This window comes from Nocardia sp. NPDC004260, from assembly GCF_053603155.1.
The window spans coordinates 1-12,069 of the sequence record NZ_JBSGEZ010000122.1 but is presented as its reverse complement, the minus strand read 5'-3'; the positions used below and the strand labels follow the sequence as shown (position 1 = coordinate 12,069).

The window sequence follows — 12,069 nt, the reverse complement described above, 5'->3', positions numbered from 1 at the left end:
AACTTCTTACGTCCCTGCGGAGTTCGATCCGCCCGGATCTCGAAATCCACAACACCCCTCGAGCTGAGGTGTTGCAACGACTCCTAGAACCCGCGCACTCGGAGGTGGGCCCTTTTCGATGCGGCCGGAGGGTCTAGCTGGACCCGGTGGGCGGAAGCACACGGAAGAAGTGCTTCTGCCGCGGGCCATCCCGCCACGGGCCGTTGTCCGGCCCGCGGTCCGGGCCGTCGTGCCGTTCGAAATGTTCGAAAAGACGAGGCCCGTTGTCCGGCCCGTCATGCCGTTCGAAACGTTCGAAATGGCGGGGGCCGCCGTCGATGTCGGCGCCCTGCTGCGGGGCGTCCACTAGCTGGATCTGCGCTTGGTCGGCGGTGGTTTCGGCGGACGCGGTCGCCGAGAGGGCCGCGAGCGGGACGGTGATCAGCGCACCGGCCGCGGCGACCCCGGCCAGACGCCGCAGCGGCGTAATGGTTTTGGAGAGCGACACGGAATTCCTTTCTCTCGAACCGTGAGTCGCCGTTCGGCAGCGGCTCACCGGTCCTATCGAAGGTTCGGTCACTGGGACATCGGTGCGACGGGCCTGGCAATCGGCTGTGAATAACTCACCGCGTGGCGATCAGCGGATCGCGGGCATGGTCTGAGCAGGCACCCAAAACGTAGGGCCCACCTTCGAACTCGGAGGTGAGCCCTTTCGAACGGCGGTGGCTAGCTCGACCCGGTCGGTGGCAGGAACTGCTGCTGCGGCAGTGGAGCATCCTGCCGAGGGCCGTCGTCCGGCCCACGGTCGGGGCCATCCTTCGGTCCGCGGCCGGGGCCGTTGTCCGGCCCACGGCCCTGATCGTCATGCCGCCCGTCACGGTCGAAGGGGCGGTCGTGGTCGGCGACCTGCTGCGGTGCGTCCACCCGCTGTACGACGCCAGGGGCTGCGGGAGTTTCGGCGGACGCGGTCGACGCGAGGGCCGCCAGCGGGAGTGCGATCAGCGCGCCGGCCATGGCCACCCGGGCCAGACGCCGCAGTGGAGTAGCAGTTTTCGCTGATCGGAGCGGCTCACGTGTCCTATCTCAGATTCCGTGACTGGGACACCGGTGCGATCGGCCTGGCAATCCTCTGTGAGTGCTCAGCTCGAGGCGATATTGCGGGGCAACAGGTCCCAGACGTGCCCGTTCTCGTTGACGGTGGCGGCCGTGCGGCGCCCCGTGCGGGAGAAGAGGATGCGGGTGATCGAGCAGTAGTCGATGGGGAAGGTCAGCGGCCTCTCCAGCCCGAGGACCTCTTGCAGCAGCACGTTGATCACACCGCCGTGCGCGAACGCGACGACAGTGTCGGCCGGATCGGTGGCCGCGACGATATCGGCGACCGCGGCGTACACCCTGGCCTTGAATGCCGCACCGTCCACCTGCACCGGAAGATGCCCGGCCTTGATCCGGTCATAGGCGTCGCGGAATTCGACCTTCGCGTCCTCGATGGGGATGTAGGCCGGTAGATCGCGATCGTATTCGGCGAGGTCGTCGACGACATCGACGCCGAGCCCCAGTTTCGTGGCGGTCGGCGCCGCCGTCTCCCGCGCCCGGCGCTGCGGGCTGCTCACCACCCGGGAGATCCGGTGATGGCCGAGAGCCGCGGGCACCCGCTCGGCCTGCTCCAGCCCTACCGGGGCCAACTCCGGATCGGCGGGCCCACCCGAAGTCAGCATCCGGACCGGCTGGGCATGGCGAACGAGAATCAACTGCACCCACCCCACTCTGCCGCATACCCTTGGCCCACTCCATCCGGCCCCATCGACCCTTCGTCCGGCTGGCATCCGAGCGCGCCTGAGACCACAGCGACGACGGCCCGGTCGTATCGATAAGCCGGGCCGTCGGTGTCTGCCGTTAGTTGTTCTTCCTGCGCTTGGTCAGCAGGTAGATGCCGCCGATGATCAGGGCGACCACCAGCAGGCAGCAGAGTGCGCCGATGATCAGCCCGCCGCCGCCCCTGCTCTTCTTCTTTTTGGCGGCCAACTCGAGCGCGGAGTTCCACGTGTCGGGGCTGGCCCATACGGTGTGGTCCAGCAGACTCGCGTTCGTCAGCAGGTCAAGGTACATATCGGAACCCCTTTGGTGTCGCGGCCTCCTCCCGGGGCCGAATCTCCAAGGGTAGCGGTCCGATTCGTTCGATGAGGATCCTTCCAGGACGAAGGCTCGGTCAGCGTGGTTTCACCAAGGGGAACGGCAGTGTCTCGCGGATGCTGCGTCCGGTGATCAGCATGACGATCCGGTCCACGCCCATGCCGAGCCCGCCGGTCGGCGGCATGGCGTGCTCGAGCGCCTGCAAGAAGTCCTCGTCGAGTTCCATCGCCTCGGGATCACCGTTGGCCGCGAGTAGCGACTGCTCGGTGAGCCTGCGGCGCTGCTCCACGGGATCGGTGAGTTCGCTGTAGGCGGTGCCGAGTTCGACACCCCAGGCGACCAGGTCCCAGCGCTCGGTCACGCCCGGGATGCTGCGGTGCTGTCTGGTCAACGGGGACACCGAAGTCGGGAAGTTTATGTAGAAAGTCGGCTCCTGGGTGTGGGATTCGACCAAGTGCTCGTACATCTCCAGCACCACCTGACCGGCGTCCCAGCCGTGCTGACAGGGCACCTCGGCCTTTTCGCACAGTTGGCGCAACTCCTCGACCTCGGTCTCGGGTGTGATCTCCGTACCGATCGCCTCCGACACCGCGCCGTGCACCGTCCGCACCCGCCACTCGCCGGAGATGTCCACCTCCTCGAAGGTCCCGTCGCCACGGGGCCGCAGGGCCACCATGGCGCCGTTGGCGGCGATCGCGGCGTTCTGGATCAGCTGTCGGCAGGTGTGCATCATGCGCTCGTAGTCGCTGTGCGCCTCATAGGCCTCGAGAATGGTGAACTCGGGATTGTGGCTGAAGTCGACGCCCTCGTTGCGGAAGGTGCGCCCGATCTCGAACACCTTCTCCATTCCGCCGACGCACAGCCGCTTCAGGTACAGCTCGGGGGCGATGCGCAGGTACAGGTCGAGGTCGTAGGCGTTGATGTGGGTGAGGAACGGCGTGGCGTTGGCGCCGCCGTGCACCTGTTGCAAGATCGGCGTCTCCACTTCCAGGTAACCCAGGGAGTTCAGCGAGTCCCGCAACGAGCGCATCACCGCGCTCCGTTTGGCCAGCACCTCGCGGATCTCGGTGTTGATCGCCATGTCGACGTAGCGCTGCCGCACCCTGGCCTCGGGATCGGCCAGCCCTTTCCACTTGTCCGGCAGCGGGTGCAGGCATTTGCCCAGCATCCGCCAGTCCGCCGCGAGCAGCGACAGCTCACCGCGCCTGCTGGCCCCGATCTGACCGCTCACCTCGATCAGATCGCCCAGATCGAAGAACTCGCCGAACTCGGCGCTGCGGTCGGCGCCGACCCGGTCGCGATCGATGACGAGCTGGATGTCATCGGTCCAGTCGCGGACCACCGCGAAGATCACGCCGCCGTAGTCGCGGATGCGCAGCAACCTGCCGCAGACCCGGACCGTGGTGCCGCGCGGGGAACGCCGAGCATCGGCGACGGTGTGTGTCGGCGGGTAGGCGACCGGATAGGCATCGATGCCGGAACCCGTCAGCCGCGCCAGTTTGTCCATGCGCACGCGGACCTGTTCGGGCCTGCGTGGCAACTGCTCCGTACTCTCGTGCTCGGGGATATCCGGCGCGCTGCCGTCGGCGTGCAGACCCGTCACGGTGGCGGGCACCGCGACATGTTCGCCGGTGTGGATCGCGGTGTCCGGCTCCTTGCCGAACCGGGGCAGGAAGCCCTCCGCCAGCGCGCTGGCCATCGCGACGCGAGGGAGGTGCCTGCGATCTTCGAACAGGAAGAACCGGGGCACCCAGTACGGCTGATACTTCACATTCGAGCGATACAGCGCCTCCAACTGCCACCAGCGGGAGAAGAACAGCAGCACGCCGCGCCACAAGCGCAGCACGGGACCGGCCCCGATCCGGCCGCCCTCCTCGAACACCGAGCGGAACACCGCGAAGTTCAGCGACACCTTGGTGATGCCGTACAGCTCGGAATGCAGCGCGAGCTGCGAGATCATCAGCTCCATCACGCCGTTGGGACCCCCGGGGTCGCGGCGCATCAGCTCCAGCGAGACGCCGGTGCGGCCCCACGGCACCAGCGACAGCATGCCGAGCACCCGCTCCTGCGGATTGACGGCCTCGACCAGCAAGCAGTCGCCGTCCAGCGCATCGCCCAGCCTGCCCAGCGCCATGGAGAACCCGCGCTCGGTCTCGGTGTCGCGCCAGGCATCGGCGCGGGCGATGATCCTGCGGAACTCCTCGGCGGGGATATCGCGATGCCTGCGGATGCGGACCACGACACCGTGCTTGCGCAGCCGGTTGGCGGCCTGACGCACCGGCTTCATCTCGGGTCCGGCCAGCGAGAAGTTCCTGGTATCCAGAATGGCTTCGTCGCCGAGGCGCAGCGCGGAGAGACCCGCGCGCCGGTACGCCGTCGCCCCGACTTCGCTCGCGCCCATCACCGCGGGTGCCCAACCGAACTGATCGGCCTCCCGCAGCCAGGCATCGATGGCCTGCGGCCATGCCTCGCGGATGCCGATCGGGTCACCACTGGCCAGGGAGACACCCAGTTCCACCCGATAGGTCACCGCCGCCTTGCCGCTCGGCGCGAACACCACCCCCTTGTCCCGGCGGGTGGCGAAGTAGCCGAGCGAATCCTCCACGTCCGAGCGCTCCAGCAGTCCGCGCAGCGCCGACTCGTCGGTGCCGGTCATCGCGTTCGCCGCCCGCTGCGAGCGCAGCAGGATGACCACCGCCGCCAGCAGCGCGACAGCGCCGAACAGGCCGAGCAGGAAGTTGACGAACGGTCGCGGATGTCCGTCGAAGTGCTCGTTGTCCGCCAGCACCGCCGCGGTCACCCGGTAGACCGCCCACCCCGGCCGCTGCAGGCCCGGCGGAAGACTGCCGGGGAACAATTCCACGAGTCCCCAGCCCAGCAGCGCGCCGATCGCCAATCCACCGACCAGCACGCCGAGCGCTTTCCACCCGGCGCCGCGGCGCACCTTGGTGTAGAACTCCGGCCATGCCGCGACGAGCACGCCGATCACGGCCAGGTGCACCACCATCGCCACCAGCGCGTGAATACTGCCGCGCTCGGCGAAGGCCATGGCGTTGACCACCGTGTAGATCGCGAGATAGCCGATCAGCAACCACCAGGCGATCCGTTTGCGGCTGGTGATCGCGCCGGCCGTCAATCCGACCACCAGCGCCCACATCAGGTTCGTATCCGGCGCGTCGAAGTAATAGGTATCGATATAGCGGCGCGGCACCTGGGTCAGGAAACGCAGCGCGGGCGAGAGGCTCCACAGGAAGCACAGCGCCGCGAATATACCGAGCGTCAACCCCGCGATATGCGGCACTTCCGAAAGTCGGCCATGACCACGGTGTGGAACCGGCGGAGTCGGTTTATCCACCGCCGGTGGTGCGGTGTCGAGGTGTTGCTGGGCTTGCGTGGAGGTCACGGAACCAGTGTGTACGTTAGTGTGTCGGATTTGCCAAGCCTGCGGCGCGCGTGTTTGTGCGGTGTTCGTTCGGTCCGGACTCGAGCGCGGCGTGTTCGCCGCCGATAAGGCTCGACGACGAACTTTTGTGATTCCGCGCTGACTTGGGCGAGCGGACGGCCAAATCGGTGTGAATTCGTTGCATACGGTAGAGACGTTCCGATTTCTGCGCGGAGCGGGAGTGCGGCATAGGTTGCCCGGAGATCGCTGGGGACCTGGGGCGGTGTTCGGCGAGTTCGGATGGGGTAGTAAGTATTTACCCCATGTCGGAACCAGTCGAAGTACCGATCGATGACGACGTTATTCGGCTCGGCCAGTTTCTGAAGCTGGCCAACCTGATCGATTCGGGTTCGGAGGCGAAGACGGTGATCGCCGCCGGATTGGTGCGGGTGAACGACGAGGTGGAACTGCGGCGCGGGCGGCAACTGCACATCGGTGATGTGGTCGCGCTCGCCGGTCACAAGGCGATCGTGTCCGCCTGATCGCCGCCGCGTCGCGGCGAACGGGCGGATTCGGGCGCGCCGCCGCACCGGCTCAATCCTCCGCGCGTACCACGATGCCGTCGTGGTCGCTGTAGAGCATGTCACCGGGGACGAAAGTGACCCCGCCGAACTCGACCGGCACGTCGCGGTCGCCGCTACCGGTCTGGGTGCTCTTGCGTGGGTTGGTGCCCAGCGCCTTGATGCCGATGCCAAGGGTGCGCAGGATGGCGGAGTCGCGAACGGCGCCGTTGACGATGACGCCCGCCCAGCCGTTCTCCACGCCGCGCCCGGCGATGATGTCGCCGACCAGCGCCGTGTGCACGCTCGCACCGCCGTCCACCACCAGCACCTTGCCCTCGCCCGGCTCGCCGAGCGTCTGCTTGACCAGCAGATTGTCCTGGAAGCAACGGATCGTGGTGATGCGTCCGGAGAACGCCGCCCGCCCGCCGAACTGGATGAACTGCGTGTCGCAGCTGCGGATCTCCGGGCCGATCTCGTCGGCCAGGTCAGCGGTGGCGATTACACTCTGCGATTCCGTCATGGTGTTCATTTTCCAGCGCCTGCGGCGCTGTGTGTTTGCGGCCCCCCTATGGCTCGCGTCCGCGCGTCAGGCTTCGGTCGATGGGCGTCGGCTGTCCTCGCGCGTGGTCGATCGGCGCGTTACTTCTCGGGGGCGGCGGCGTTATCTGTGGCCGTAGCGCAGTTCGTACAGGTCGCGGTCGTGTTCGGTGCACTTTCCATGGTCGACCAGGTCGGGGTCCAGGCCGTGCTGGACCAAGCGGAAGCGGCGCCAGACGTAACTCAGCGCGACCGTGAAGACGATCAGCGGAACGATCATTATCACGATCAAGCCGATCTTCAGCGGCATCGGGCCGGGGAACAGCAGCACCAGGGCGAAGAACGGGATGATCGGCCCGATGAAGCGGACGAGATAGCGTTCCATGGCCCCGTGTCCGACGAGGTCGTGGGTAACCCACTCGTGCAGCTCCTCGGGGAGCTCGCGGCCGAGATCGTAGGCGATCCGCTGCGTGAACGTGGGGGTTTTCATGCCTCCAGGCTATGCCTGTGATATGTGGCACCGCCAGGTCTCGATGCGGGTCATCCACGTCCGTGTCGGCGCTCGTACTCCAGCCGCTCACGCTCGCCCCTGCGGCGGGCGTCGGCATCCGCGAGCGCGGGGTCGAGACCGTGCTTGATCAGCCGATGGCGCCGGTAGACGTACAGCAGCGCCACGGTGAAGTAGATCAGCGGGATGTACAGCAGCGCCATCATCGCCAGACCCATCCACAGGGGACCGGGCAGCAACAGGAACAGCATGAGCACCGGAAGCACCGGCACCAGAAACCGCAGCAGGTAACGCCGCGTAGCGCCCGGCCCGACCAAGTCCTCCCGCACCCAATCGGACATCGATTCCGGCAGGGTCCGGCCGAAGATATAACCGATCCGCTGTCCGACCGAGGGTGTAGCACTCACCCCTCCAGCATGACAGCCCGAGCCTCGGTCTGTGACAGCCCGAGCCGCACCCCGAACGCGCGTGGTGCAGTTACCGCCTCCCGCGCTCAGCTCAGCTCAACCCCCGGTTTCGAGCGAAGCGAGACCGAGCATGGGCCGCGAACACGCCGCGACGAAGTCGCGGCAAATCAGACAGAGCGCGCGTGAAACGCCGCTATCTGGGTGACGAGGTTGTGGGTGGTGTGCTGCACGGCGATCTTGACGAAGGGCTCGATGGTCTTGCCGAGGGCCCGTCCCGCCAAGCCGCCGGGTACCCGGAAGTCCACGATCGCGTCGACCATGCACAACCTGGCGCCCTTGGCGTGGAACAAGAAGGTGGATTCGACGTCGAAACCCTTGATGGACTCGACGCCGATGGCGAAGTCCCTCTCCCAGCGGATCACTCGGATCCGCGACTTCAGCGAGGCGGGCCCCAGCTTCATGTGCCCGTCGAAGGTGGCGCCGACGCCTTCGGTCTGCTCGCCGACCGGGGTGAAGGACTGGATACCGTGCAGGAACCGCGACAGGTTCCGGTAGTCGTTCACGTAGGCGAACGCGGACTCCGCCGAGGCCACGCAATCCTCGACGATCTTCACTTCGGTCATGCGCAGACCTTAACGGGTGCGGTCGGATGCGGTCCGTCCTCAGCCGGCGCATGGCCGGAGCGAAGGCGGAAGGTACGCATAACCGGGACGCGGAGCCGCGGCTCAGGCTGTTACCGCGAGGGTCGCGGCGAGGCCGAAGGCGAGCGCCATCACGACCACCTCGGCTACCGCGCGGCGCAGCGAGTCCTTCGCGTCCATCCGGTGGTCGGCCGCCTTCGGCACCCAACTGCGCCGCCACCACCAGCCGAGTGCGAGCAAGCCGAGCAGCACCACGGTCTTGGCGAGCAGAATCCGGCCGTAACCGGTGCTGACGAACGGAGCCACCCCACCGACCCGGATCAGCCCGTTGAGCAGTCCCGTCACCGCCACGACCGCCACCAGGGGCAACGCCACCGCCGAATACCTGGGCAGCACGGCCGCCCACTCGCCCCGGGTCCGCACGACCAGCGCCAGCGCGACCAGCAACCCGAACCAGGCGCCCGCCGCCAACGCGTGCACCGCGGCGAGAACCGACCCGAACGCCTGTTGCGACATGTGCCCGGTGATCGGCCGCAACGCCAGCGCGACCGCCGCGAACACCAGCACCAGATCGGCGGAGGCGGACTCGGGCCGCCGGAAGGCCAGCGCCGATCCACCGGCCACCGTCGCGACGCCGACCAGGATCGCGATCCCGATTTGCCCGCCGCTGACGTCGACCAGGTAGGTGCCGAACTCTCCGGCGCCGAGTCGGCTCACCGGAACGTCGACCACCTCCGCGGCCTCGAAGACCAGCACGGCGAATTCGGCCACCGCCCAGATCCCGGCGACCACCGCGAGCAGCCGCCACGGTGTCCGCGAGCGCGGCGCCACTCTGGGCAGCGCGGCCAACCCGAGCGCGGTGGCCCCGACACCGTCGGCGACCACCCGAACCACGGCCTCCCCGGGCAGCGGTCCAGGAAGGATCAGGACCCAGGCGAGTACGACGCCCAGCAGCCCGGCCGGGAAGGTCAGCAATACCGCGGGCCATGGCATCCGGCCGGGGGCGCGCCGAGCGCCGTCCCGGCCGCCGGTCTTCACGTCGCTCACCGCTTCTGGTCGCGGCTCCTGCCGCCGAACAAGGCGAATGCGAGTCCGCCGCCGAACAACACGACCGCGCCGACCACGAACACCCACAGCGGGATCCCGTCCGAGCCGTCCGAGCTGTCGTTCGCCTTCGCGTTCGGCTTCGGCCCCGGCGTGCCGTTGCCCGGCTTGCCCAGGGTGAAGTGCCGTTTGCCGCTGACCGGGTGGCCGTCGGCCGAGGTCACCCGATAGGCGATGGTGTATTCGCCGACCGGGCCCAGCTCGCCTACGGCGACGCTGACCGTCTTGCCCTCGACCACCGGATCACCCTTGGACCACAGATTGCCGTCCGGTCCGACGACGGTGAGCGACGGGAAGCTGGGCTGGAGTTCCTCGTTGAACGTGACGCCGGCGCGGTCCGGGCCCGCGTCTACGGTCGCGTTGTCCTCCGGGACGCTGCCGGTCGCGGCGGAGTGCGCGGCGGCGACTCCCGTTGCGGCGATGCCGAACCCGAGCAGAAACAGTCCCGCCACGAGGGCGACGAGGAGGCGGCGGCTCATGCGCGCCGCCCGCGGATCACGCTGCCGACGCCGAGCGCGACACCGAGCAAGCCCAGGGCCAGACCGATCCCGCCGAGCCAGCGGGCCGTCTGGTCCTCGTGGTCGTCGTCTTCGTCTTCGGCTTCGCTGCTCACCGCGTGCCCGTCCGCGTGGTCTTTCGCGGCGGCCAGGGTGATCGACGGGGCCGGATGTTCCGGTTCGTCGCCGTTCTTCTGGACCGGTTGATCCCAGCTGACCACCTTGCCGTCGGAATAGGTCTGCTTGGCGGGGAAGCTCACCGAGTCCAGGGCGGGCAGTGGACCGACGGACAGCGCGAAACGCTGGAACTGTCCGGGTGGGATGCCCGGCGCGCCGGGATCGGCGGTCCAGGTGATCGCGGTGATCTCCTTCTTGTCGTTGCGTTCGACCTTGGCCGACCATCCGGGAATCGGCTCGTTCCGAGCGGATTTCAGGTTGGGCAGGGTGACGGTGAGCGCGGTGGTGCTGGCGGTGTCCGATTCGGTGGGCACCCGGAAGGTGGCGATGGCGTAGCCGCCTTGCGTCGCGCCGGGCGCGTCCACCGTGACGTGTGCCGCGGCGGCGCCGCCCGCGAGCAGAACGAGTGCCGTTGTGGCGACCGTCGTCGTGACGGCGCGCGAAATCGAGCTGGGCATGCTGGGGTCTCCTGTGCGAGAGGAATGGGTGTCGGAGGATCAGACCGACACCGGCGGGGCGCGAGGACCGAGCGCACCCAGCGGAGCACAGCGATAGGGCGGGAGGCCGGGATCAGCCCAGAGCGGCGTGCCGGCGATTCGCATCCGCCCGGGCGGAGCGAAAATCACGCGCAGTGCACCGGAGGCGGCGGCGAAAAGCCGCTCGGCGAGGATGATCAGTGCCGCGCAACCGACCGTCGCGACGGTGTGCGCGAGCAGCATCCATCCGGTCGGCAGCGGGGAAATCGTTGTGGCGTGCGTGGTTCCGGAATGGTCGTGGTCGACCAGCACCGACAGCGCGGCATGGCTCAGCAGCTGGCCCGCGCCGAGCAGCCCGGCCACGACGGCCGGGCGCAGGCACGCTCGCGTAGTTCCCGCGGCCGAGCCGACTCCGGCGGCGATCAGCAACAGCAGCGTCAGCTCGGTGGAGCCCGGCGCGCCGCCACCCGCCGCACCGTGTGCGGCGACGGCGAGCACGCCGACCAGCACGCCGACCAGGCCGCCACGCAGGTGGCCGGTGATCGGGTGCGGAGACATCGGGACGAGGAAACTCAGCGCACGCCGAGCCGGGCCAGGATGTCCGACTCGATCCCGGACAGCTCGTGGGAGATCGACGCGTGCACGGAACGGCGGCGATTGGCGGGCATCTGGTCGGAGGTGTGCACGGCGGCCGTCAGGCTGCCGAGGCGGTCCTTGGTGGCGGCGACGAACTTCTGTGCCTCGCCCTTGTCCTTGCCGTTCTGCGAGCCGATCTTCGTCAGCGCCGCTTCGGCATTCGTGATCCGCGCCTGCAGCTTCGCGCCGTGTCCGGTGAAGTCGCCGAGCTGGTCGATGCCGACGCCGAGCTGCTGGGCGCGGCGGGTGTCGAGCTGTCCGCGCAGGAAGGTCGCGCCGCGGTAGGCGAGCGGAGCGAGCACCGGGATGAGCACACGGGCCACCCCGAGGTATTTCTTCACCTGACCGGCGCTGAACGGATCGCGTTCGGCCTTGGCCGCCACTTTCAGCGCGGCCTTCTCCTCCGCCTGGAACGTCGCGATCTGCGCCTTGGCGACCTTGCGCTGGGTGCGGGCCTCGGCCCGGCGCGCTTTGCGGTCGTTCTTCGCGACGAGCTTGGCCTCCATCACGGCCTTGTGCTTGAGGGCTTTCGCCTCGGCCCTGCGGCTCGGCCGCCGCTTGCGCTTCGTGAACAACCCCATCGAAGGCCCTCCGTCATGCTGGTTCGCCATGGCAGTACGACGCCGGGGAAGCCCGTCCGCCCATGTCACACGCTTTGCCGTTACCCTATCCGGTCCACGCCGTCAGCTGCGAGGGTAGTGCGGCCCGCGCGCTCGGCGCCCGCAATTCCCATCCCAGCCGAGCGACTGGTCGGCAAGGCTTCCTTTCTCCATCCGGTGCCGTGCTGGTCGACGTCGAGCGGCCACGCCGCACCACCGCCTGGAACATCGTCCGTACCGAGCGGCGCGCTCCGTGGTTCGAAGTGAAGTGGTGTTGTCGGCAGTGGAGTCGACGCGATCGCCAATGTGAGCACCGCGTATGTGCGGGTCACCGCCCTACGCGCCCAGCGCGCCGCAACCCCCGGACGCGCCCAGCGCGCCGCAACCCCCGGACGCGCCCAGCGCGCCGCAACCCCCGGACGCGCCCAGCGCG

15 protein-coding genes are annotated in these 12,069 nt (G+C 68.3%); 1 reads left to right on the top strand and 14 read right to left on the bottom strand.

Annotated elements, in window-relative coordinates; translation table 11 throughout:
- Positions 1-133 precede the first annotated feature (133 nt).
- The 5 genes from ACWEO7_RS36105 to lysX all read right to left on the bottom strand — a co-directional run bounded on the left by ACWEO7_RS36105 (position 134) and on the right by lysX (position 5,512).
- Positions 134-487: a hypothetical protein gene (locus ACWEO7_RS36105; RefSeq protein WP_452429940.1), complete on the bottom strand. Its 354-nt coding sequence runs from the start codon at positions 485-487 to the stop codon at positions 134-136.
- Between the two features lie 218 nt (positions 488-705).
- The gene (locus tag ACWEO7_RS36100; RefSeq protein ID WP_452429938.1) at positions 706-999 is read right to left on the bottom strand and encodes a hypothetical protein; all 294 of its coding nucleotides are present in this window, start codon (positions 997-999) and stop codon (positions 706-708) included.
- Positions 1,000-1,118: 119 nt separating this feature from the next.
- Positions 1,119-1,733 carry a histidine phosphatase family protein gene (locus ACWEO7_RS36095; RefSeq protein WP_450026010.1) on the bottom strand — a complete coding sequence of 205 codons (615 nt, stop codon included), beginning with the start codon at positions 1,731-1,733 and terminating at the stop codon, positions 1,119-1,121.
- A gap of 139 nt (positions 1,734-1,872) precedes the next feature.
- Entirely contained in the window at positions 1,873-2,085 is a 213-nt protein-coding gene (locus ACWEO7_RS36090; protein WP_355073325.1) for a hypothetical protein, read from the bottom strand.
- 100 nt (positions 2,086-2,185) lie between these two features.
- Complete coding sequence (gene lysX, locus ACWEO7_RS36085) at positions 2,186-5,512, bottom strand: bifunctional lysylphosphatidylglycerol synthetase/lysine--tRNA ligase LysX (protein WP_452429936.1); 3,327 nt, start codon at positions 5,510-5,512, stop codon at positions 2,186-2,188.
- A 302-nt stretch (positions 5,513-5,814) separates the two neighbouring features.
- Here lysX and ACWEO7_RS36080 point away from each other — a divergent pair, with 302 nt between their 5' ends.
- Positions 5,815-6,033, top strand: coding sequence for an RNA-binding S4 domain-containing protein (locus ACWEO7_RS36080; protein ID WP_039794186.1), 219 nt, complete (start codon positions 5,815-5,817; stop codon positions 6,031-6,033).
- Positions 6,034-6,085: 52 nt separating this feature from the next.
- Here the strand turns inward: ACWEO7_RS36080 and rraA are convergent, their stop codons facing one another.
- From rraA to ACWEO7_RS36035, 9 genes are all read right to left on the bottom strand, one after another.
- Entirely contained in the window at positions 6,086-6,574 is a 489-nt protein-coding gene (gene rraA / locus ACWEO7_RS36075; RefSeq protein WP_452429934.1) for a ribonuclease E activity regulator RraA, read from the bottom strand.
- Between the two features lie 141 nt (positions 6,575-6,715).
- Positions 6,716-7,081 (bottom strand): DUF5313 family protein, encoded by a 366-nt coding sequence (locus ACWEO7_RS36070; protein ID WP_452429932.1) that lies wholly within the window; start codon positions 7,079-7,081, stop codon positions 6,716-6,718.
- A gap of 50 nt (positions 7,082-7,131) precedes the next feature.
- Positions 7,132-7,506 carry a DUF5313 family protein gene (locus ACWEO7_RS36065; RefSeq protein WP_355073318.1) on the bottom strand — a complete coding sequence of 125 codons (375 nt, stop codon included), beginning with the start codon at positions 7,504-7,506 and terminating at the stop codon, positions 7,132-7,134.
- A 167-nt stretch (positions 7,507-7,673) separates the two neighbouring features.
- Positions 7,674-8,129 (bottom strand): SRPBCC family protein, encoded by a 456-nt coding sequence (locus ACWEO7_RS36060; protein WP_452429931.1) that lies wholly within the window; start codon positions 8,127-8,129, stop codon positions 7,674-7,676.
- 102 nt (positions 8,130-8,231) lie between these two features.
- Entirely contained in the window at positions 8,232-9,140 is a 909-nt protein-coding gene (locus tag ACWEO7_RS36055; RefSeq protein ID WP_452429942.1) for a CopD family protein, read from the bottom strand.
- Positions 9,141-9,190: 50 nt separating this feature from the next.
- The gene (locus tag ACWEO7_RS36050; RefSeq protein WP_452429929.1) at positions 9,191-9,730 is read right to left on the bottom strand and encodes a copper resistance CopC family protein; all 540 of its coding nucleotides are present in this window, start codon (positions 9,728-9,730) and stop codon (positions 9,191-9,193) included.
- On the bottom strand, positions 9,727-10,383 hold the full coding sequence (locus ACWEO7_RS36045; protein WP_452429927.1) for a YcnI family copper-binding membrane protein: 657 nt from the start codon (positions 10,381-10,383) through the stop codon (positions 9,727-9,729). The genes ACWEO7_RS36050 and ACWEO7_RS36045 overlap by 4 nt, the downstream gene beginning before the upstream one ends.
- Positions 10,384-10,422: 39 nt before the next feature.
- Entirely contained in the window at positions 10,423-10,959 is a 537-nt protein-coding gene (locus tag ACWEO7_RS36040; RefSeq protein WP_452429925.1) for a hypothetical protein, read from the bottom strand.
- Between the two features lie 14 nt (positions 10,960-10,973).
- Positions 10,974-11,618 (bottom strand): DUF6474 family protein, encoded by a 645-nt coding sequence (locus ACWEO7_RS36035; protein WP_450026030.1) that lies wholly within the window; start codon positions 11,616-11,618, stop codon positions 10,974-10,976.
- Positions 11,619-12,069 lie beyond the last annotated feature (451 nt).

Bases quoted from the DNA above. Each gene is read 5' to 3' on its own strand.
- ACWEO7_RS36090 (WP_355073325.1), bottom strand. From the start codon at position 2,085: ATGTACCTTGACCTGCTGACGAACGCGAGTCTGCTGGACCACACCGTA.
- ACWEO7_RS36080 (WP_039794186.1), top strand. From the start codon at position 5,815: ATGTCGGAACCAGTCGAAGTACCGATCGATGACGACGTTATTCGGCTC.
- rraA (WP_452429934.1), bottom strand. From the start codon at position 6,574: ATGACGGAATCGCAGAGTGTAATCGCCACCGCTGACCTGGCCGACGAG.
- ACWEO7_RS36070 (WP_452429932.1), bottom strand. From the start codon at position 7,081: ATGAAAACCCCCACGTTCACGCAGCGGATCGCCTACGATCTCGGCCGC.
- ACWEO7_RS36060 (WP_452429931.1), bottom strand. From the start codon at position 8,129: ATGACCGAAGTGAAGATCGTCGAGGATTGCGTGGCCTCGGCGGAGTCC.
- ACWEO7_RS36055 (WP_452429942.1), bottom strand. From the start codon at position 9,140: ATGCCATGGCCCGCGGTATTGCTGACCTTCCCGGCCGGGCTGCTGGGC.
- ACWEO7_RS36050 (WP_452429929.1), bottom strand. From the start codon at position 9,730: ATGAGCCGCCGCCTCCTCGTCGCCCTCGTGGCGGGACTGTTTCTGCTC.
- ACWEO7_RS36045 (WP_452429927.1), bottom strand. From the start codon at position 10,383: ATGCCCAGCTCGATTTCGCGCGCCGTCACGACGACGGTCGCCACAACG.
- ACWEO7_RS36040 (WP_452429925.1), bottom strand. From the start codon at position 10,959: ATGTCTCCGCACCCGATCACCGGCCACCTGCGTGGCGGCCTGGTCGGC.
- ACWEO7_RS36035 (WP_450026030.1), bottom strand. From the start codon at position 11,618: ATGGGGTTGTTCACGAAGCGCAAGCGGCGGCCGAGCCGCAGGGCCGAG.